Genomic DNA, 21,856 nt, shown 5'->3' with positions numbered 1-21,856 from the left:
CCTAACATCAACTATTGAAATGCCCGACCACGAGTTGCGTCGGCAAGTTATCGATTTGTGTCAGAAGGTAGGCAAGCCTCTGCTGAAGCTTTCTACCAAAGACTATGTAGAGAATGGCTTAGGCCACCTTGTTGAGCAGTTCGACGGGCAGGCTGGCTTGGTAAACATTGAGGTGTTTAATGAGTTGCAGCATACCATAACAGGATGGCCTGGTGGTAAGCCTGGGGTCGACGATACGACCCGCCCGGAGCGTGCTAAACCTTATCCAAAGCGCGTTATTGTCTTTTCCCCTCATCCCGATGATGATGTCATCTCCATGGGTGGTACCATCCGTCGACTGATGCAACAGAAGCACGATGTGCACATTGCCTACGAAACATCCGGTAATATCGCCGTGGGCGATGAAGAGGTGCGCCGTTTTATGCATTTTATCAATGGCTTCAATACCATTTTTGCTAATGGTAGCGATGAGGTTATTAAACACTCTTATCAGGTGGTTAAGGCTTTTATCAAGAATAAAAAGGAGGGCGACCTTGACAGTGAGCAGATCCTTCGTCTGAAAGGCCTGATTCGTCGTGGCGAGGCTCGCCTGGCCTGTGAATATAGCGGCATCGACAGTAAGCATATCCATTTCCTCGATTTACCCTTCTATGAGAGTGGTAAAATTGAGAAGTTGCCGATGTCTGAGCGTGATGTCCTTCCCATTCAGGAGTTAATCTCTGAGATTAAGCCTCATCAGATTTATGTGGCTGCCGATCTGGCCGATCCTCATGGTACTCATCGCAAGTGTACAGATGCCGTATTAGCAGCTATTGACGAGGAGAAGAAAGCTGGGGCGGAATGGCTCAAAGATTGTCGCGTTTGGATGTATCGTGGTGCTTGGGCTGAGTGGGATGTTGCCGATATCGAGATGTGCGTACCCATGAGTCCAGAGGAACTGCGTGAAAAGCGAAACGCCATCCTGCGTCATCAGAGCCAGATGGAGAGTGCTCCCTTCCTAGGAAATGACGAACGCCTATTCTGGCAGCGGGCAGAGGATCGCAACCGTGAGACTGCCAAGCGTTATGATGACCTCGGACTAGCATGTTACGAGGCTATGGAGGCTTTTGTCGAATACAAATTCTAAAATCTGAACTTATATATGCGAAAACTATTATTTCTTGTTGCTATGCTGCTGCCTGTGGCAGTATCAGCAGTGACCTATGATGTTGTGCCTTTACCACAGAGCGTTGATATGCAGAAAGGCGCCCCATTTATACTTGATGGTAGTGTGCAGATCCTTTCCCCTGTTGAGCTACAGCAAGAAGCAGATTTCCTTCAGCAGTATATGGAAGACATGGTAGGCATAAAACCATCTATCTCGCAGAAGCGTGAAAAGAAACTTCGTTATATTGAACTCTCCGTATCGCCGAAGGTCTCCGCTTCTGAAGGCTATGTACTTACTATAAATAATAAAGGTATAACAATCCAGGGTGGTTCTGCCGCAGGTGTTTTTTATGGCATCCAAACACTCAGAAAATCTATAGATGGGCTCCAGCCCCTTCCTGCCGTAGTCATTACTGATGCTCCGCGATTCTCTTGGCGAGGCATGCATCTCGATTGTTCTCGTCATTTTTTCTCGGTTTCATTCATCAAGAAGTTCATTGATCTGCTGGCACTTCACAATATGAATGTGTTTCATTGGCATATTACCGATGATCAGGGCTGGCGTATTGAGATTGAGAAGTGGCCTCGTTTGATAGAGGTGGGGGCTAACAGAACAGGCACAATCATTGGGACTAACTCCGATCTTGATGATAATAAGCCTTATGGCGGTTATTATACCAAGGCTGAGGCCCGTGAGATCGTTGCTTATGCTGCAGCCCGTCACATCACTGTTGTCCCCGAGATAGATATGCCTGGCCACATGTTGGCTGCTCTTGCCAGTTACCCCGAATTGGGTTGTACTGGTGGCCCTTATCAGGTCGGTCATTATTGGGGCGTCTATAAAGATGTGCTCTGTGTTAGCAACGAGCGTGTCTATCAGTTTGTGGAGGATGTATTGACGGAGGTTATGGATATCTTTCCTTCTGAGGTGATTCATATTGGTGGCGATGAGACGCCTACCGAAAAGTGGGAGCAATGCCCCAAATGCCAAGTACTTCAGAAAAGCCTTCCAACTCCTCAACAAAAATCTGAGGAATTCTCACCGCTCACGTCGAAATTATCACCTTTACAGGCCTACTTCACAAAACGTGTGTTCGACTTTCTTACAGCTCATCATCGTCGTGCTTTGGGGTGGGATGAAATCCTTGATGGTTCGCCTCAGGATGCGATGATTATGTCATGGCGAGGAATGGATCCTGGCTCCAAGGCTGCTGAGACGGGCCACGATGTGATTATGGCTCCCACTACTCATTGTTATTTTGATTATCAACAGGTAGAAGATACACAATTTGAACCTAGTCGTTGTGGCGGTTTTATTCCTATCGAGAAGGTTTATGCACTTGATCCTGCCCCTGATAGTCTGTCTGTTGAGGCTCGCAAGCATATTCTTGGTACTCAGGCTAATCTTTGGTCAGAGTACCTGACTACAGAAAGTATGGTAGAGTATCATGCTCTGCCTCGTATGTCGGCCCTTGCCGAAGTACAATGGACTCAACCAGAGAAGAAAAAGTTTGAAGACTTTATACAACGTCTTTCAGGCTTTACTCAGCTCCTTGATCGTTATCATTACACCTATTGCAAACATCTATGGCCTGAGCGCCAGATACCTAACCGTTGGCAATTCTGATTGTGTGACTTTGTTATCTGTATGGAACAAATAAACCAATATATCAAGCAGTTCCCAGAACTCTTCAAAGGGAAAAAGGTATTGTATGTGCATGGTTTCGGTAGTAGTGGACAGAGCGGAACGGTGACACGTATCCGTGAGGTTTTACCTCATGCTGAAGTGATTGCGCCCGACCTGCCCATCCATCCGAAGGATGCTATAGACCTGTTGCGTCGGCTATGTCAAACAGAGACCCCCGACTTGATTATTGGTACTTCAATGGGAGGCATGTATGCGGAGATGCTTGACGGCTTCGACCGCATATTGGTGAACCCGGCTATGCGGATGGGTGACACGATGAAGGAGCATGGTATGATAGGAGCTCAGCACTTTTCAAACCCTCGTCAAGATGGCGTGCAGGACTTTATAGTAACTAAAGCGCTTGTCAAAGAATATAAGGACTTGACAGAACAATGTTTTAGTGCTGTAACAGACGAGGAACAGGAGAGGGTGTGGGGACTCTTCGGCGACGAGGATACTACAGTGAATACCTACGATTTGTTTCGTGGGCACTATCCGAAGGCCATCCGCTTCCATGGTGAACATCGAATGAATGACAATTCGTTCATGCACTCGGTAGTTCCCGTCATCCGATGGATTGATGACCGTCAGGAGGGAAGGGAACGTCCTATCATATATATAGGTATTGATGCACTGAAGGATAAGTGGCAAAAACCCAATAGCTCTTCGCAGAAGACAATCCGTACGCTCTTAGAGACTTATCAGCTTTATTTTGTGGCTGATGCACCAGACAATGCTTCCTACTATACCGATATCAATCAGTGGCTCTATGAGTACGTGAATGTGCCAGCATGGGGACATACCGTCTTTACCAATCAGAGGCAACTGTTGTATGGTGATTATTTTATCGGCACTGATCAACATTGGGATGGCATGGCAACACAGATCTGTTTCGGTAGCGATACTTTCAAGACTTGGGATGATATTGCGAGTTGTTTCTTAAGACTTGGCGGACAATGAAGATGGTTTATGGTTGTTATGAGGATAAAAAATGGATTATTGTTTGGAGGGGAAAAGAAAAATTACTATCTTTGCCCCTGTTAAAACCATAAAACGATAAAGATTATGAAAAAGTATTTAGCAGAAATGGTTGGCACGATGGTGCTAGTACTGATGGGTTGCGGCGTTGCCGTTAGCTTGGGTTGTGATCCTGTAAATAACATTCCCGCAGTAGTGGGAACGGCTTTCGCCTTCGGACTTGCTGTTGTGGCAATGGCTTATACCATTGGCGGTATCAGTGGTTGTCATATCAATCCTGCTATCACGCTCGGATGCTTTCTTAGCGGACGAATGAATGCAAAGGACTGTGGTATGTATATACTTTTCCAAGTCTTAGGTGCTTTCATAGGCAGTCTGCTGCTCTATATATTGACGGAGAATGTTCCTGGTTTAGAAGGAACAGGTGCTAATGACCTTCAGGCTAATGTGAGTATTCTAGGTGGCTTGCTGGCTGAGGTAATCTTTACATGTGTATTTGTTCTCGTGGTGCTTGGTGCTACCAGTAAGACCAATGGTGCTACCAACAACTTTGCAGGCCTTGCTATCGGCTTGTCGCTGATTCTTGTTCACTTGGTATGTATCCGTTATACTGGCACCTCTGTAAATCCTGCACGTTCTATAGCTCCTGCTGTTTTCCAGGGTGGTACAGCATTGGCAAACCTTTGGATATTCATTATTGGTCCTTTTGTTGGTGGTGCTTGCGCTGCTGGAATATGGAAGCTCATTGATAGCTCTGATAAGTAAAAAATGGAATCAAATAAAAACAGCCTTTTTCGAACGAACGGCACCAACTATCTGGTGCCGTTCGTTCTGATAACTACTCTTTTCTTTTTATGGGGATTTGCCCGTGCCATTTTGGATGTGCTGAACAAGCATTTCCAAAATGAGATGCATATCTCTATTACTGAATCATCGCTCATACAGGTGACCACCTATATGGGCTATTTCCTGATGGCTATACCTGCAGGTCTGTTTATCAATTATATGGGTTACAGACGTGGTGTGGTATTTGGCTTATTGCTGTTTGGCATAGGATCACTATTGTTTGTTCCCTGCACAGAGGCAGGAACTTTGGGAGCATTTCTTTTTGCATTGTTCGTAATCAGTGTAGGGCTGGTGTTCTTGGAAACAGCGGCCAATCCCTATGTGACGGAACTTGGCGATAAGGAGACGGCGTCAAGCCGTCTGAACTTGTCGCAGTCGTTCAACGGACTGGGTTGCCTTTTTGCAACTTTTGCCGTCGGTCAGTTCTTGTTCAGCGATGATGGCAATGGTAATGTGGCTGTGCCTTACGTCATACTTGGCATTGTTGTGCTGTTGATAGCAGCGGTATTCTCTAGGGTGCGTCTTCCTGAGATAGTGCATCACGACGGTATGGAACAGAAGGCAAGGTATGGGCGTGAGCCACTATTGAAAGTATGGAAGCATAAATACTTCGTTTATGGACTTATTGCCCTGCTCTCTTATGAGGTTGCGGAAATATCTATTAACAGCTACTTCATTAATTATGTAACAGGAATGGGGTGGATGGATGATCGTACGGCATCGATTGTGCTGACTGGTGCACTGGCATTCTTTATGGTAGGGCGTTTTGGCGGTAGTCTGATTATGAGAAGACTGCCTGCTGAAATGATGTTATTCCTATGTGGTGCAGGGTGTGTGGCTTGCATAATGCTTGTTCTGATGAATTTTGGCCGCTGGTCTATGATTGGTCTGATAGGTAATTACCTATTCGAAGCTGTCATGTTCCCGACAATCTTCTCGCTGGCTGTACGCGGTTTGGGTAGTTTGACGAAAAGTGCTTCATCCATATTGATGATGACCCCAGTGGGCGGATGTGGATTCCTGCTGGTAGGCATCATAGCCGATGCTACCGACATGGTGGTTCCATTCATCATTCCATTGTTGTGTTATGTCATCGTGGCCCTCTATGGCTTTGGACTTGTAGTGAGCCGTGCAAGAAAACTCAGGAGTTGATAAACTTTGACTGTAGAAAATTGATGAAGTTCTCGCGGAACGCATCGGTGACGCGGATAATCTCGTCGCCTATATAGATGCAGTCATTACGGTCTACGCTTCGAATCTTGTCAAGAGCTACGATGTATGAGCGGTGAACGCGCATAAATTGTGTTGTTGGCAGCATCTCTTCAACCGATTTCATTGTCAGGTGTGTGACAAGCGGTTTGCGCTCACCCTCAAGATAGAACATAACGTAGTCTTTCAATCCACTAACGTATAGGATTTGAGAGAGGCTTATCTGACGGTATTCGCCATCGACTTTGAGGAATATGGTAGACGGCATCTCTGCGGAACAGTTTTTTATGGCATCTGCTGTGTCGTTTGTGACTTCTATAGGGTTTCGTCCGAACCATTCGCGGGCTTTTTCCACTGCGGCTATGAATTTATTGTAGCGAATGGGCTTCAAGAGAAAGTCGAGCGCTTTAACCTCGTAACTCTCAAATGCATATTCCTTAAAGGCTGTGGTAAAGATCACACGCGTCTCTGCTGGTATCATATGAGCCAGTTCCATGCCATTCAAGTCCGGCATCTGTATATCGAGGAAAAGCAGTTGGGGATTCTGTTCCTTGATGGCGTTAATAGCTTCAACAGAATCGGTAAATGAGCCCAATAGCTCCAAATCTGGCGTCTTGGCTACGAACGATTCCAATAACTTGACTGCCAGAGGCTCGTCGTCTACAATGATACAGGTTAATGACATATCTCTTAAATCTTTAATATGATTTTTATATGATACATTTCACCTTCGAGTGTTTGCTCCCATTTGTAGCGGTTGGCATACATAAGATCTAAGCGACGACGGGTATTCTCCAAACCGATACCTGAACCGCTACGGTCTGCATCGTCCTTTGGATAGTTGGTGTTGTCACAACTGAACACCAGTTCGTCATCGTTCTGTAGCAGATTGATGTCAATCTTTGAAGGACGATTACTGCTTACGCCATGCTTGAAGGCATTCTCGATGAGTGAAATGAATAGAAGCGGTGCAATTTCCATGTTCTGTCCGACGTCAAAGGTTGTGGTCACCTCTGTTTTCTCATTGCAACGCAATTCCATCAGTGCGATATAGTTACGCATAAACTCTACCTCGCCCTGAATGGGTACTGTTTTCTTGTTTGTTTCATACATGGCGTAGCGCAAAAGGTCACTCAGTTGAGCAATGGCATCCTGTGCGGCATCAGGATTTATTTGTGTGAGGCTCGAGATATTGTTTAGGGTGTTGAAGAGAAAGTGGGGATTAATCTGACTCTTCAACCATGCAAGTTCAGCCTCTGTATTCTTTGCTTTTTCATCTTGCAACTGCTGTTTAATTTGGCGGACGCGTATAAAGTGCCGTATACCGATGGCAATAGCTGCTATGACGCAGTTAAGCAGTAGAAACATGAATACTCCAGAGAAGAATCCTATCCACATGTTGGGCGACATCTCAGGCATTTCAGGAATGCGGTCACGGGCTAGGAATACGTAGATGAAGGGAAAATTCATGAAGAGAATGAGCGCTAGATTGCAAAAAACAAACAACCAGAAGCGTCTTTTGAAAAACAGGAAAGGTCCGAGAATGTAGAAGTTGGTAAAATAAATCACGAAGGGTGAATGCATAATACCCCAAACCACGCGGAACGAGGTTTTGGTGGAATGGAAATCCTGTGTACTGAGGAAAGTGGCCAACGGGAGTGCCAGCATGATGATGAGCCATACTGCAAGTTGAGCCACGAACAACCAGATGTCTTTTCTTTCGATCTTCTTCATACGACTGCAAAGATAGGTATTATTTTTTGAATGAACAAAAAATGGACAAATAAAAATCCTCCTCCTGAGTAATCCCCATACTCAGGAGGAGAGAATGTTACTGAGGCATGGTGCCGTTAGTTGTTCCAGTACCAGTTCCTGCAGTACCAGAGCCTACGCTGTTAAGCATCTCGCCTTGTGACTGCTGTTCGATGAAATCATTCTGAACGCGGTTCACATGTTGTTTGGTTCTCACCTTCGTGTTTCCGAATGTGTAGCTTACGGTGAAGGTCACGCCATAAATGGGAACTTTGATATTGGTGTGGCTTATGAAGTCCTTACCGCGACTGTTGCTCTCAATGTTCAGTTTTCCACCACCGTTGAGGCCGAGAATTCCACTAACACTCAGGTTGAGCTTATCGTTAAGCAGCGATTTCGACAAACTTGCGGTTACAAGATTAAATCCACCGCTCCAGCCCTGAAGGGTATAGCTTTTGGTAGAGGTAATTGCGAAGGCGCTCAGTTTGAGATCCCATGGTAGTGTCTGCTGAAGACCTACCATCGCGTTGGCAGTCCAGCCATTGTTGTTCTGTGCAAGAGCGTCGCTGCGAAGATCTGTATAGTTCACGCCACCATTGAAGAATACTCGCGTGTCCTTTGTAAGTAGGTAGTTTACATAGCCGTTTACACCCGTTTGATGGCGCTTGACTACATTTCCATAGGTGGTGTTCAGCAGATTGCTGTCGTCATAGAAACTGTACTGTGAGATTGCGTTGTCTACAAAGTTGTGGTGCAAGTTCAGGTTAATCATCAACTTTGGCGTAAACAGGTTGTAAACCAGCGAGAGGTTGTGATTTTTCTCTACGTCAAGGTCTGGATTACCATAGGTAAGTGCGATAGGGTTGGTCTTGTCTACATAAGGGTTCAAGTAAGAGATGCCCGGACGCGAGATACGCATGTTGTAAGTCAGACCGAGGTTGCTGCCTGTGCCGATGTTGTATTGTAGACTGGCTGTTGGAACAAGGTTACCGTAACTGGTTGTAAAGTCCTCTCCGTTGCCCAAGTGATATTCAACATCCTGCCAAGTGTACTCATAGCGAAGGCCTGCCTTGACACCAACTTTGTTGAAGTTTCCTGCATACTCGCCGTAACCCGCAAGGATGGAGTTTTTGTACTCATAGTCACTGCTTGAGTTTGGGTCGTAAACGCTCTTCAGATAATATTTGGCATCTGATGTCGCGTCGTGAAGCTGTAACTTGCTACCAAGACTCAGTGTCTGTCCTGTCCCTAAAGGCATGGTGTAGTCGAGTTGGAAGGTGTGATTGGTGGTCTTGTCCTTATTTTCTGAGAAACGGTCTGTCAGATCGATGACTGATGAGGCCGTGCCAAAGTTGTTGGTCGACTCTGTAGTAGCAGGGCTGTAGTTCAGCTGATAGGTGAGGGCCAGCGACTGAGTGTGTTCCTTGTTGAAAAAGCGCTGGTAGTCAAGACTACCATTAAATGAGGTGCGTGTCATTTTCATATCGGTAGTACTGCCATAGCTGAAGCCTGTGCCATAGGTATTGCCCCCCATGGTGGTCAGCGAGGTGCCGTTGCTCTTCATTGTCATGCTATTCACCTGAGCAGTGAGGTTCAGTGCACTCTTGTCGTCAATCTGGTAACCTAATGTCAGACTTCCCATTGTAAACGGTGTCTTTACATCGTTAGTTGAGGTCATCAGCTGTGAACCGCCATTGGCCTGAATCTGTTCCATCTCGGTCTCCGTGGTGCCAGGCTTGTTGTAAGAGGTCATCACGTTAGCGCTGTAAGAGAGTTTTCCTTTTTGCCCGTTCAGGAAAGCACTGGCACCAAGTTGCTTGTTACCAGCTGATGCGCGCAGTGTTCCGTTGTAGCCATCCATACTCTGTATTGCCTGCGGGTTCATCTTATTCATTACGATATTCAGAACGCCAGAAGCTCCCTCGGCATCGTACTTGGCGCCTGGGTTGGTCATCACTTCGATGCTCTTTACAGCTGTGGCGGGCATGCTCTTGAATACCATCGAGGGATTTGATGAGAACATTACGTTGGGCATACCATCAACATACACTTTAAACGACGAACTTCCGTTCACGCTGATATTGTCTTGTCCGTCTACCGTAACCATTGGAACCTTGCGGAGCATGTCGAGAACGGTGTTCGACTTCGAGTCCTCATCCTCAGCCACGTTGTAGCTCATTTTGTCAACGTCCATCTTTACCAATGGCTTCTGGGCTACAACCTCTACGCCTTTCAGCATGGTGGCGCTCTCTTTTATATATAAGGTATCGAGATTCAGCGGGTTCTGCTGTCCGAGCGTTACAGTCAGCTTCAGGTCTTCCTTTCCTATACTGCTGAACACAATGTCGAACTTACCCTTGCCTTTCACTTCCTGAGCGAACTGTCCGTCTTCCTTGGTGAGGAACATTGCCACAGGCTTATCTTTCTTACCTTGTTTAAATACGCGGACGGTGGCGAAAGGTTCGCTTTCACCTAGTGCTTCGTCCATCAACACGCCCTTTATTGTGGTCTGGGCCATTGCTACTTGTGATGCCATTATCATCACTGTTGCTGCGAAAAATGCTTTTAACTGTTTCATATGTTCTGTTTTTTATTGTTATTCTGTTTTGTTCTCGTTCCCCCCTTGCGGGTTTTTCTGGTGCAAAAGTAGGTGATTTGCCGTTACCACCCAAATAGATTTCGACGACTTCTGGGGATATTTTCGACGAAATATATGAAAGAGATGCTCAGCACGGAGCAAACCCGGACTTTCCTCGGAGCAAAGTCAGACTCCTCTCGAACTAAAACAATAGCGGTAACAGGTGTTGTAGCCATGATTCTGAGTATGACTGTTTCTGTGTAAGGCGTTTTGATTTGTTGACGAAAAAGTGGGCTTGGTTTATTAAATGCTAATTCTTGTTGAATTTATTTTGTGGTTTGTGAGAAAAAACGTATCTTTGCAGGGATTTTAGTGAGACTTAATCGCAGATGAAAAAGGTGTTATTATCAATAGGTGTAGCACTGCTGAGCGCTTCGGCAGGATTTGCACAGAAACAGTGGACGCTGCAGGAGTGTATCGACTATGCGATGGCGAACAATATCACCCTCCAGAAGTCGAAACTGCAGAAGGAGAGCGCTACGGAAGATTTGAAAGGCGCCAAGGCTGCGCTCCTGCCTACGCTGAGCGCATCGACCAACCAGAGCCTGGGCTACCAGCCCTGGAAAGACTCGGGTATGTCGTATGTGACCAATGGAATGGTGAATGCGAAAGTCGATAAGACCTCATATAATGGCTCTTACTCGCTGAGCGGGCAGTGGACCGTATGGAACGGCAACCGAAACCTGAACACCATCAAGCTTGACAAACTGTCTGAGGAGCAGGCTGACCTCTCAACACAAGAGACGGCTTACTCCATTCAGGAACTCACCCGGATTTTGCGCGACAATCATAAGCTGAAAGAAGATGCCGACGATGACTTCACCATCCGTTCTCAGACTGAAATGATGGAGACTATGTCGTCGACCATGGATACGGTGACGATTATCCTCGTGGTAGCCGCAGCTTTCTCTTTGCTTGTGGCGGGTATTGGTATCATGAACATCATGCTGGTGTCTGTCACGGAGCGTACCAAAGAAATCGGACTCCGTATGGCGGTAGGTGCTACAGGACCAGTCATCTCTCTGCAATTCCTCATTGAGTCGGTACTGATATCTGTTACAGGAGGATTGATAGGCGTCCTTGTCGGGGTGGGGGCGAGCACGTTTGTCTCTTCATTCGGTATGCCGTCGAGTGTGCCGGCTTGGAGCATCTATGTGTCGTTTTGGGTGTGTGTGTTCATCGGTGTTCTGTTTGGTTACATACCAGCTCAGAAGGCCGCAAATATGGATCCTATAGAAGCAATCCGTCATGAATAAGCCACTTTATATAATTCTTCATGTGGGTATATGGGCCTATATGTTCCTGTCGCCGCTCCTTTTCATGAGGGGCAGCGACGTTAATGTTATACAGTATCTCATGAACTGTATGACGCCATTATTGATGATGGTGGTGTTCTATGCGAACTTCTTTTGGTTGACACCATATAATTTCGTTATAGGTAAACGCCGCTATTATTTGCTGTTCAACCTGTTGATGGTGGTAGTGTTCGGCACGTTTCTGCACTCTTGGTCGTCCTATACCCAATCACTCTTTCATGAAGGTTATTATTATGAGTCGAAGGTTGATACGCTGAACTATATTTTCCGTGATATGCTCAGTCTGGCTATGTCTGCGGGTATGGCTACGGCTATTGTGTTGGCTACAAAATGGCAACGAAATGAGGAAGCACGTCTGGAAGCAGAAAATGCCCGTGTTGATGCGGAACTTAAAAATCTTCGTTCGCAGGTCAACCCCCACTTCCTGCTGAATACGCTGAATAATATCTATGCACTGACGGCTATCGATCAGCCCCGCGCGCAAGATGCCATTCAGCAGCTTTCAAAGTTGCTCCGCCACATGCTATACGACAACCAGGAAGCTGAAGTTGTGTTAAAAGACGAGATACAGTTTATAGAGAACTATGTCAGCCTGATGAAAATACGTCTGTCGTCAAGTGTTGACGTGAGACTTGAGAAAGATGTGCAGGATCCTTGTGTGAGGATTTCTCCTCTCATCTTTATCTCGCTTGTAGAAAATGCATTTAAACATGGTATCAGTCCTACGGAACCGAGTTTCGTACATATCAAGCTGACACAGCGTGATAATACTATCTGTTTTAATATTAAGAACTCTAACTACCCCAAGAATAGCTATGACCGCAGTGGCCATGGAATTGGCCTTCAGCAAGTACAAAGACGCCTTGATTATGCTTATGCGGGATGCTACGAATGGGTTAAGGGCGTCGTTGGAAAAGAGGGAATCTATTCATCTACAATAATAATTAAACTATGATTATCAAGTGTGCTATTATCGATGATGAGCCTTTAGCTGCAGGCTTATTGGAGAGCTATGTTAACAAAACTCCTTATTTGAAACTTGTTGGTGTCTATGATAGTGCCATCAAGGCTATGACTGATTTGCGTGACAAATCCGTGCAGTTGCTTCTTCTCGACATTCAGATGCCGGAACTCTCAGGTATTGAGTTCGCTAAGATATTGCCCGAGGAGACGAAGGTCATCTTTACAACCGCCTTTCCCCAATATGCCATTGAGAGTTATAAGGTAAATGCCCTCGACTATCTGTTGAAGCCCATTTCGTATAGCGATTTTCTGAACTCTACAGATAAGGCTCTTGAATGGTTCACTATGAGGAAGATGGTACACGAACGTTTTGTGTATGTGAAGAGCGACTACAAGTTGCATCGTATCTCGCTCGACGATATACTCTATATTGAGGGACTGAAGGACTATGTCCGCTTCTATCTGAAGAATGGTGAGAAAATACTCTCGCTCATGTCGATGAAGAAACTCTACGACTACCTGCCAAAGCCCGAATTTCTGCGTACGCACCGTTCCTATATCGTTCATATGACAGAAGCCCCTTCGGTTGATCGCCTGCGGATTGTGTTTGGCGACACCTTTATTCCTGTATCGGATAACTATAAGGATGCTGTTCAGGCCTATTTCGACGACCATACGCTAGTGTGAGATTGTAAACTGCGTTTTACAAAAGGTAAAAAAGTAAAAGGGTAAAAAACAAAAAAGTGATAAAAAAGGAATTCATTAGTAACTTTTACCTTTTTACTTCTTTACCTTTTTACTTTTTTTTGTAACTTTGCAGTCGATTAGGTTGAATCGTTATTCATTTTAAATATTATATTCGTAATTATGGTAAATTTTAAGGATTTGGGTCTCGTGAATACCCGCGAGATGTTTAAGAGAGCAGTGGCTGGTGGCTACGCTATCCCCGCTTTCAACTTCAATACAATGGAGCAGATGCAGGCTATCGTTCAGGCTGCAGTAGAAACAAAGTCTCCTGTTATCATGCAGGTTTCTAAGGGCGCTCGTAACTATGCTAATGGTACTATCCTTCGTAACCTCGCTAAGGGCGCTGTAGAGTACGCTAAGGAGTTGGGTTGCGAGAATCCAGAGATCGTTCTTCACCTTGATCATGGTGATAGCTTCGAGCTCTGCAAGGACTGTATCGACAACGGTTTCTCTTCTGTTATGATCGACGGTTCTTCACTGCCTTACGAGGATAATATCGCCCTGACCAAGCAGGTTGTTGAGTACGCTCATCAGTTCGACGTAACTGTAGAGGCTGAGCTCGGTGTGCTCGCTGGTGTTGAGGATGAGGTTGTAGCTGAGGAGTCTCACTACACCAAGCCTGAGGAGGTTATCGACTTCGCTACACGCACAGGTTGCGACTCTCTGGCTATCTCTATCGGTACTTCACACGGTGCTTACAAGTTCAAGCCCGAGCAGTGCACACGCGATCCTAAGACTGGTAAGCTCGTTCCTCCCCCACTCGCATTCGACGTTCTGCACGAGATCGAGAAGAAGCTTCCTGGATTCCCCATCGTTCTCCACGGTTCTTCTTCAGTTCCTCAGGACGAGGTTGACACTATCAACAAGTACGGTGGTAACCTGCCCGACGCTGTAGGTATCCCCGAGGAGCAGCTCCGCGAGGCTTCTAAGAGCGCTGTTTGCAAGATCAACATCGACTCTGACTCTCGTCTGGCTATGACTGCTGCTATCCGTAAGTACCTGGCTGAGCACCCCGATCACTTCGATCCTCGCCAGTACCTGAAGCCCGCTCGCGAGAACATGAAGAAGATGTACATCCACAAGATTGTGAACGTACTTGGTTCAGACGGCAAGCTCGCTAAGTAAGTAGAGACATTTGTGCTTTATATATTCCCCGCTCTGTTTCATGCAGAGTGGGGATTTTTTTTCTCAAATATTTGGATAAAAACAAATAAATGATTACTTTTGCACATAAATTTAAACACTTATTTATTCTACTGATGAACAAAAAGATTTTTGTATTGCTATTTAATCTGCTTCTTTGTGGTGGCTTTGTCAACGCGCAGGAGGTACAGAAGAGTGATTTAGAGAAACGTGCTGAAGCAATTGACCCTAAACAGAATATAGCCAGTGCGCGTTCATTGTATATCCATGCTTTTAACGACTATTATAATAAGGGCCAGATAGGTCAGGGAGTAGAATGTGCCGTGAAGGCTACGGCTCTGTATTATAAAGAAAACTTTTATAAAGAGGCATTCGACCTGTTGCGTCGTGCCGACGATGCAATCAACTCTAGTAAACAGACGGCCAGCGACAAGGCTGCATCGCACTATTTGGTGACCAAGGAACGCTTGCAAATGTATATGAAACTGAGAAAGAGCGAGAGTGCCAAGGATCAATTGAATATTCTGGAAAGCCTGGCTGGTCAAACATCCAATGAAGGTGTGAAGAATGACCTCCTCTATACCAAGGCTATCTATTATTATACGTTTGGGATGAATGCGCAAGGGAATGCTGTTTTTAAGGAAATGGCCGACAAACTAACAGCGCAGAAGGAGTATGACAAGGTTGATGAAGTATATCAGACTCTGATAGCTAACGGTCGTAAGAGCAATAATGCCAATATGGTTGCTCAGTCGTATAGCAATTATATTGCCTGGAAGGATTCTGCAAACGCTCTGAAACATGCTGACGAGATTGGGGCTCTGAAGCAACAGATTGCTGATAATGAGGCTGCTATCTCAGAGAAAGACAGTTCATTGACCACCCGTCAGGTGATTATTGTAGGTCTCTGCGTGTTGTTGGCGGCCTTGGCTGCTGCCTTGGTTGCTGGTGGTGTGGTGCTAATGCGTTTCATCCTTCTGACCCGTAAACAGAAAAAGACTATTAAACTGGCTAATGAGAGCGATGCCCTGAAGGCAAAGTTCATCAGTAACATTTCTGCACAGTTGGAACCAACTCTCCAGAAACTCGATAGCCGTATACCAGAAGTAAAGGCGCTGCTTGATTTCTCTAACCGTATTCAGACATTGTCGAAACTCCAGAATGCGCCAGATGAGATGTCGGAAGTCGAGGAAGTTCAGGTACAACAGTTCTGTGAGGATCAGATGGATCAGATACGCGACAAGGTGAAGAACAATGTGACTCTGATGGTCAATGTGCCAAAGATGAATGTTACACTTCATAAGGATTATGTATCGCATATCCTGCTGCATCTTTTGAACAATGCCGCTGAATATACGTCTGAAGGTGGTAATATTTGGCTTGATTTCAAGAAACGCAGTCCGCACAAATACCAGTTTATTGTGTCAGACACTGGCTGTGGAATTCCTGAAGAGAAGTGTGACGATGTGTTCAAACCTTTCCTTGAGATCAAGGACCTTACCACTGGAGATGGTTTGGGATTACCTATCTGCAAGCAGATGGCTCAGAACATGAAGGGAGATCTCTCTATTGATTCTAGCTTTACCAAGGGTGCCCGCTTTGTATTAGATTTGAACATCTAAAGGAAAATTCTTTATTTGGGTTGATCAGCTTGTAACTTTTCTACAGCTCCCGAAATGGGGTGGAGTTGTAGATGAGTTGTGTATCGCTTATTGAAAAGTGCGCCGCTGAGCAACTCTACGTTACCAAACTGCCCTGCAGGAAACTCGTTGCTAACCATCATTCCCTGAACATTGGAGATGGTGGAACGTAACTTGCCAGGAATGTTAACGTAGACGCCGTTCGCTTGTTTTTGCTTCTTTTTGGGGTCGATAACCTCTACAGGAGGAACGGTCTTAAGATTTTCTATATTAATATAATAAGGTACGCCCGCGAGATCGTCTGCGTCGACAATGCCTAATTTGTCAGATAGACGGAAAAGAATCTGATTCTCGATGTCCTTATTAGGTGTGATGGTGAAAGTGTATTCTGTCGTGTCAGAGACTGTAACACCAGTAAAAAGACTTGTGAGTGCCAGATTTTGCTCCTCTAGCTTATTGAGCATCAATCGAAGTTGCTCACCATCTTTGGGCATATAGTCGGCTTGCCCTCGGGTGAGTAGGTTTCGGCTCTCGCGAATCTCATAGATTTCCTGTGCAATGAGTTCTGCCATCTTAGCCGTGCTACCAGCAGCCAATATCTCCTCAGATAAATAGGAGCGGGGATTGATTAATTCCTTTCGCCTGTTTTTCTTTTGATTAACAGCTGATGACCATGGGGTGGCAATTTTTTCATCAGTATTGATGCCAAGGAGGATGCCATCAGCCGAAAGACGTACGTTACAGGCTGAAGTGCGCGCATCGAACTTGATGGCGTAACACTTAGAGGTGTCAGCCACGGCAACAGGCTCCTGTTGTATAGTTATGATGCTATAGTTAATAGCAGGCTCAGTGATAACATCCTTCATGCGTAGATACCGCTCAGCATATTTGCAGAACTCACCTGGGGTAAAAGAACTTCTCTCTACCTGAACGGTGATGCGTAGCGCGGTTTTTGGCAGATAATAAATCGCTCCTTCTGATGTAACGCCAGGATGATATGACGCAACTAATGTTTGAGAGAAAACATGTAGTGAGCAGCTAATTACAAAAAGTGTAGACAGGAAACGGCGCATGGGATTATTCTTTTAAGCGTTTGAACGCATAGGGCAAATATTGGATGAGGTCACTAGCTATGACGCTCTCTTCACCAAGTTCGCGGGCGGCAATGTCACCAGCTAGTCCATGGAGATACATACCGACGATACAAGCATCTTCTTGCTGATAGCCGCGGGCCAGCAGTCCGGTGATGATTCCAGTTAGTACGTCTCCACTACCTGCGGTAGCCATACCGGCATTACCCGTAGAGTTGAACATGATGTGACCGTCGGGTAGGCAGAGTGAGGTGTTATGACCTTTAAGCAGAATGTATGCCTGAAGCCGCTGAGCCAAATCGCGAGCCTTCATCAAACGTTCAAAGCTATCGGTACTTGGACCTTCCAGGCGATCAAACTCCTTGGGGTGGGGGGTCAAGATGATACCTTTGGGTAGTTGCTGAAGCCAGGCGCGATGATTGGCGAGAATGTTGATGGCGTCGGCATCGGCCACAAGTGGACACTGGGTGCGTCGCAACTGGGCAATGATGGCAATAGCTGTTTGTTCGCTGGTTCCGAGACCCGGACCTATGCCAACAGCCTGAAAGTCCTCAGTGTCAACGGCTTCAGAAAAAATCGTTTCTTCACGGTCAAACTGAATCACAGCCTCAGGTACGCTGATTTGAAGAATCATGCTGTTGCGCTTAGGCGTATGGGTGGTCACCTTGCCTGCTCCTACGCGAAGACAGCCCTTGGTCGCTAATACCGAGGCTCCGCTCATGCCATAACACCCAGCGATGATAAGTGCATTGCCCATCTTCCCTTTATGGGCGAAAGGATCGCGAGGCAATAATCTTGGTCGTATATCGTTCTCTTCAACAACCGTATAGTTGGCTTCGATTTTCTCTATACCATCCTTACTGAGTCTGATATCCAGAACCTTCAACTGGCCAATGAAAACCTGATTTTCCGGGAACAGGAAAGATAACTTGGGCTGTTGCAGGGTAAGGGTCATGTTTGCGCGGATGATGTTTGCGCGGACATTATAGGTGTTGTCCTCCGTCATCAGACCCGATGGAATGTCGATGCTGACTACTTGGGCTGGAGAAGCGTTGATATATTTCACGAGCGAGGCGAATCCTCCTGCAAGAGGCTTGTTAAGTCCGGAACCGAATAGTCCGTCGATAACAAGTGTACCTGTTTCCAACTGTGGTGGCTCAAACTCTTGTATCACCTCAATCAGCGCCTTTGATTTCTTTTCGAACAGACGCTTCTTGTTGATGGCACAATCCTCCGACAAATTACCAGAGACATTGAAAAGGTATGCACATACCTCGTACCCCTTATCGCAAAGCATGCGTCCGACAGCGAGTGCATCACCGCCATTATTGCCAGGACCGGCAAATATGACGACGGGTGTCTGGTTGCTCCATACTTCGGTAATGGCTTGGGTTAGGGCTTTGGCTGCACGCTCCATCAGGTCGATACTCTTGATGGGCTCGTTCTCGATTGTATATTTGTCCAGCTCGTGGATTTGGGCACTCGTGAAAATCTTCATAGGTGCAAAAATACGAAAAATATGCTAACAAATGGCAGAGTTTGGAAGTTTTTTTGTAATTTTGCACAAATTTTTAATTCTTTCAGTGTATGAGTATCATCAAGATCAAGGATAAGACGTTCAAGACTTCGATTACTGAGGCTGAAATCAGGAACCGTGTAAGGGCTGTGGCACAGCAAATCAGTAAAGATATGGAAGGTAAGACACCATTATTCCTTGGTGTACTTAACGGATCGTTTATCTTTGCTGCTGATTTGATGCGTGAGATGACCATCCCTTGTGAGATATCTTTTGTAAAACTTGCCTCATATCAGGGTACCACCTCAACGGGAAAGATAAAGGAGGTACTAGGTATCAACGAAGATTTATCGGGTCGTACGGTCGTCATTGTTGAGGATATCGTAGAAAGTGGACAGACCATGAAGCGTATGATAGAGTCGCTTGGTACTCGCAACCCTGCTTCTGTACATATCTGTACTCTCTTTTTCAAGCCAGACAAGCTTCAAGAGGATTTGACACTTGACTATGTCGCCTTCCGAATTCCCGATGATTTCATCGTAGGCTATGGCTTGGATTACGATCAGCAAGGACGTGAACTGAAGGATATCTATACGATAGTGGAGTAGAATAATGAAATAATTATATAAATTATCAGGATAATGAAGAATATTGTAATTTTCGGTGCTCCTGGCTCAGGCAAGGGCACTCAGAGCGACAAGATGATTGAGAAGTACGGATTGAACCATATCTCGACAGGTGATGTGCTTCGTGGTGAAATTAAAAAGGGTACAGAACTGGGTAAAACAGCAGCCAGCTATATTGAGAAAGGTCAGCTGATTCCCGACGAGTTGATGGTTAGCATCTTGGCTTCTGTCTATGACAGCTTTGGTAAGGATAGCAAGGGTGTCATCTTCGATGGATTCCCCCGTACCATCCCTCAGGCAGAGGCTCTGAAGAAGATGCTCGACGAGCGCGGCGATAAGGTTGCTGCAATGATTGAGCTTGACGTGCCAGAGGATGAACTAATGAAGCGCCTTATTCTGCGTGGACAGCAGAGTGGACGTGCCGACGACAATGAGGAGACCATTAAGAAGCGCCTCGTTGTATATCACTCTCAGACCATGCCGCTCATTGAGTGGTATAAGAAAGAGGGCGTTCATTTCCATATAGACGGATTGGGCGAACTCGACCGTATTTTTGCAGACATCTGTAATGTAATTGATGGAATCTAATTTCGTAGATTATGTAAAGATCTATTGCCGCTCTGGAAAGGGCGGCAAGGGGTCTATGCACCTGCGTCATGTGAAGTATAATCCTAACGGCGGCCCTGATGGCGGTGACGGCGGTAAGGGCGGTAGCATTATTCTGCGAGGCAACCATAACTACTGGACATTGTTGCACCTGAAGTATGAACGTCATATCTTTGCGGAGCATGGTGGCAACGGTGGCCGTGATAAATGTCATGGTACCGACGGTAAGGATGTGTACATCGACGTGCCATGCGGAACTGTGGTATATAACGCTGAGACGGGTAAGTATGTTTGTGACATTACTTACGATGGGCAGGAGATTGTACTTCTAAAAGGCGGTCGTGGCGGATTGGGCAATTTCCAGTTCCGTACAGCCACAAACCAGGCTCCTCGTTATGCTCAGCCTGGTGAACCTATGCAGGAGATGACTATCATCCTCGAGCTGAAACTCCTGGCTGATGTCGGTCTGGTGGGATTCCCCAACGCAGGTAAGTCTACATTGGTTTCCTCGTTATCAAATGCCCGTCCTAAGATAGCAAACTACCCTTTTACTACGATGGAACCCTCATTGGGTATTGTTGGTTATCGTGATGGTAAGTCGTTTGTTATGGCCGATATCCCTGGTATTATCGAGGGCGCTTCTGAAGGCAAGGGACTTGGTTTGCGTTTCCTGCGCCATATTGAACGAAACTCACTGTTGCTCTTTATGGTGCCTGGTGATACTGATGACATCAAACGCGAATACGAGATATTGCTCAACGAGTTGGCACAGTTCAATCCCGAACTTACCGATAAACATCGTGTGCTTGCAGTTACCAAGTGTGATCTTTTGGATGAAGAGCTGATCGACATGCTTCGCGAGACCTTACCACAAGACCTGCCTGTGGTGTTTATCTCAGCAGTTACGGGCTTCGGTCTTGAAGAATTAAAAGACGTGCTTTGGCGTGAACTGAATGCCGAGAGCAATAAACTCGCCGTTATAACCTCAGAAGATTCTCTTGTGCATCGTGACAAGGATATGAGTCGCTTCGCACAGGAATTGGCTGACGAGGGTGAAGACGAGGATATCGAATATATCGACGATGAGGATATCGAGGATATTGAAGATCTCGATGACTTTGAGTACGAGGACGAGAGTGAGTGAGACCGCAACTGACATATTATGATTTGGGTGAAGGCGTAACTGCTTTTTCTACCACCCGTCATGGAGGCTATAGTCAAGGCAACTATAGTGAATTGAATGTGAACCTGTATTGTGGTGATGCTTTGGAGGCCATCCGGCAGAATCGCATACTGCTTTGTCAGGAATTAGATATTACAACCGATCGTCTTATCATCCCACATCAGGTGCATGGTAAGACGATTTTTCGTGTAACTGACAATTTTCTGTTAATGCCTGATACCACAAGGAATCAGGAACTCGATGGCGTCGACGCTGTGATGACTGACGTCAGAGACGTTTGTGTCGGCGTGTCCACTGCTGACTGCATACCTATTCTTATATATAGTCCTGAGTGTCATGCCGTCTGTGCCGTTCATGCAGGGTGGCGTGGAACGGTTCAACGTATTACCCATGAAGCTGTTCTTGCAATGGTCAAGGCTTATCGGTGTTGTCCAGAACGGTTGATGGCCGTTATAGGACCAGGTATTTCACTGAAAAATTTCGAGGTGGGCGATGAAGTCTATGAGCAGTTCCGGAACGCAGATTTCCCTATGGACCTAATCAGTAAGAGGTATACTAAATGGCACATTGATCTTTGGGCGTGCAACCGTCTTCAGCTTCAGTCGGCAGGGTTACTGCCCCAACATATTCAGGTATCAGGTGTCTGCACTTACGACCTTGCTGATGATTTTTTCTCCGCAAGGCGTCTTGGAATCGACTCTGGGCGTATTTTTACGGGTATTGTCATCCGATGAGAAATCTTATCTTTTTTCACTTTTTTTTCAAAAAG

At 45.9% G+C, this 21,856-nt stretch carries 18 protein-coding genes and 1 pseudogene; 14 read left to right on the top strand and 5 right to left on the bottom strand.

The genetic code is table 11. The annotated features are described in order from the left end of the window. Position 1 precedes the first annotated feature (1 nt). From T325_RS01780 to T325_RS01760, 5 genes and pseudogenes are all read left to right on the top strand, one after another. Positions 2–1,126 (top strand): annotated as a pseudogene (locus T325_RS01780) (PIG-L family deacetylase); the annotation flags it as partial. A gap of 15 nt (positions 1,127–1,141) precedes the next feature. Then, complete coding sequence (locus T325_RS01775) at positions 1,142–2,773, top strand: beta-N-acetylhexosaminidase (RefSeq protein WP_036909828.1); 1,632 nt, start codon at positions 1,142–1,144, stop codon at positions 2,771–2,773. Positions 2,774–2,794: 21 nt separating this feature from the next. Continuing rightward, a complete protein-coding gene (locus tag T325_RS01770; protein WP_036909827.1) occupies positions 2,795–3,793 on the top strand; it encodes a YqiA/YcfP family alpha/beta fold hydrolase in 999 nt (332 codons plus the stop codon). Positions 3,794–3,895: 102 nt separating this feature from the next. Next, on the top strand, positions 3,896–4,576 hold the full coding sequence (locus T325_RS01765; RefSeq protein WP_255327763.1) for an MIP family channel protein: 681 nt from the start codon (positions 3,896–3,898) through the stop codon (positions 4,574–4,576). Between the two features lie 3 nt (positions 4,577–4,579). After that, on the top strand, positions 4,580–5,809 hold the full coding sequence (locus tag T325_RS01760; RefSeq protein ID WP_036909824.1) for an MFS transporter: 1,230 nt from the start codon (positions 4,580–4,582) through the stop codon (positions 5,807–5,809). Here T325_RS01760 and T325_RS01755 read toward each other — a convergent pair. The 3 genes from T325_RS01755 to T325_RS01745 form a co-directional block, all read right to left on the bottom strand. Then, the gene (locus tag T325_RS01755; protein ID WP_036909819.1) at positions 5,799–6,551 is read right to left on the bottom strand and encodes a LytR/AlgR family response regulator transcription factor; all 753 of its coding nucleotides are present in this window, start codon (positions 6,549–6,551) and stop codon (positions 5,799–5,801) included. The two genes, T325_RS01760 and T325_RS01755, sit on opposite strands and share 11 nt — an antisense overlap. A gap of 5 nt (positions 6,552–6,556) precedes the next feature. Beyond that, positions 6,557–7,600 carry a sensor histidine kinase gene (locus T325_RS01750; RefSeq protein ID WP_036909818.1) on the bottom strand — a complete coding sequence of 348 codons (1,044 nt, stop codon included), beginning with the start codon at positions 7,598–7,600 and terminating at the stop codon, positions 6,557–6,559. Between the two features lie 97 nt (positions 7,601–7,697). Beyond that, on the bottom strand, positions 7,698–10,196 hold the full coding sequence (locus T325_RS01745) for an outer membrane beta-barrel family protein (RefSeq protein ID WP_036909817.1): 2,499 nt from the start codon (positions 10,194–10,196) through the stop codon (positions 7,698–7,700). A gap of 389 nt (positions 10,197–10,585) precedes the next feature. On the opposite strand from T325_RS01745, the gene T325_RS12890 reads away from it, so the two are divergent. From T325_RS12890 to T325_RS01720, 5 genes are all read left to right on the top strand, one after another. Then, on the top strand, positions 10,586–11,512 hold the full coding sequence (locus T325_RS12890) for a TolC family protein (RefSeq protein ID WP_081911007.1): 927 nt from the start codon (positions 10,586–10,588) through the stop codon (positions 11,510–11,512). Continuing rightward, on the top strand, positions 11,505–12,527 hold the full coding sequence (locus tag T325_RS01735; protein WP_036909816.1) for a sensor histidine kinase: 1,023 nt from the start codon (positions 11,505–11,507) through the stop codon (positions 12,525–12,527). The genes T325_RS12890 and T325_RS01735 overlap by 8 nt, the downstream gene beginning before the upstream one ends. Beyond that, on the top strand, positions 12,524–13,222 hold the full coding sequence (locus T325_RS01730) for a LytR/AlgR family response regulator transcription factor (protein WP_036909815.1): 699 nt from the start codon (positions 12,524–12,526) through the stop codon (positions 13,220–13,222). Before T325_RS01735 ends, T325_RS01730 begins: the two co-directional genes overlap by 4 nt. 180 nt (positions 13,223–13,402) lie before the next feature. Continuing rightward, a complete protein-coding gene (locus tag T325_RS01725) occupies positions 13,403–14,407 on the top strand; it encodes a class II fructose-bisphosphate aldolase (RefSeq protein WP_036909814.1) in 1,005 nt (334 codons plus the stop codon). A gap of 134 nt (positions 14,408–14,541) precedes the next feature. Continuing rightward, positions 14,542–16,047 (top strand): sensor histidine kinase, encoded by a 1,506-nt coding sequence (locus T325_RS01720; RefSeq protein WP_036909813.1) that lies wholly within the window; start codon positions 14,542–14,544, stop codon positions 16,045–16,047. 11 nt (positions 16,048–16,058) lie between these two features. Here the strand turns inward: T325_RS01720 and T325_RS01715 are convergent, their stop codons facing one another. Both T325_RS01715 and T325_RS01710 read right to left on the bottom strand, forming a co-directional pair. Next, complete coding sequence (locus T325_RS01715; protein ID WP_081911006.1) at positions 16,059–17,138, bottom strand: DUF4831 family protein; 1,080 nt, start codon at positions 17,136–17,138, stop codon at positions 16,059–16,061. A 4-nt stretch (positions 17,139–17,142) separates the two neighbouring features. Continuing rightward, positions 17,143–18,654 carry a bifunctional ADP-dependent NAD(P)H-hydrate dehydratase/NAD(P)H-hydrate epimerase gene (locus T325_RS01710; RefSeq protein ID WP_036909812.1) on the bottom strand — a complete coding sequence of 504 codons (1,512 nt, stop codon included), beginning with the start codon at positions 18,652–18,654 and terminating at the stop codon, positions 17,143–17,145. 89 nt (positions 18,655–18,743) lie between these two features. Between T325_RS01710 and hpt the strand changes: the two genes are divergently transcribed. The 4 genes from hpt to pgeF are packed head-to-tail and all read left to right on the top strand — an operon-like array spanning position 18,744 to position 21,821. Continuing rightward, positions 18,744–19,280 carry a hypoxanthine phosphoribosyltransferase gene (hpt, locus tag T325_RS01705; protein ID WP_036909811.1) on the top strand — a complete coding sequence of 179 codons (537 nt, stop codon included), beginning with the start codon at positions 18,744–18,746 and terminating at the stop codon, positions 19,278–19,280. A gap of 33 nt (positions 19,281–19,313) precedes the next feature. Further along, on the top strand, positions 19,314–19,886 hold the full coding sequence (locus T325_RS01700) for an adenylate kinase (protein ID WP_036909810.1): 573 nt from the start codon (positions 19,314–19,316) through the stop codon (positions 19,884–19,886). Further along, the gene (gene obgE, locus T325_RS01695; protein WP_036909809.1) at positions 19,876–21,048 is read left to right on the top strand and encodes a GTPase ObgE; all 1,173 of its coding nucleotides are present in this window, start codon (positions 19,876–19,878) and stop codon (positions 21,046–21,048) included. Before T325_RS01700 ends, obgE begins: the two co-directional genes overlap by 11 nt. Next, positions 21,045–21,821: a peptidoglycan editing factor PgeF gene (gene pgeF / locus T325_RS01690; RefSeq protein WP_036909807.1), complete on the top strand. Its 777-nt coding sequence runs from the start codon at positions 21,045–21,047 to the stop codon at positions 21,819–21,821. Before obgE ends, pgeF begins: the two co-directional genes overlap by 4 nt. The last annotated feature ends 35 nt before the right edge of the window (positions 21,822–21,856 follow it).

Origin of the sequence: Prevotella sp. FD3004, from assembly GCF_000746155.1 — a bacterium.
In the GTDB taxonomy this organism is placed as follows: domain Bacteria; phylum Bacteroidota; class Bacteroidia; order Bacteroidales; family Bacteroidaceae; genus Prevotella.
This window is presented reverse-complemented; position numbering and strand designations above follow the sequence as displayed.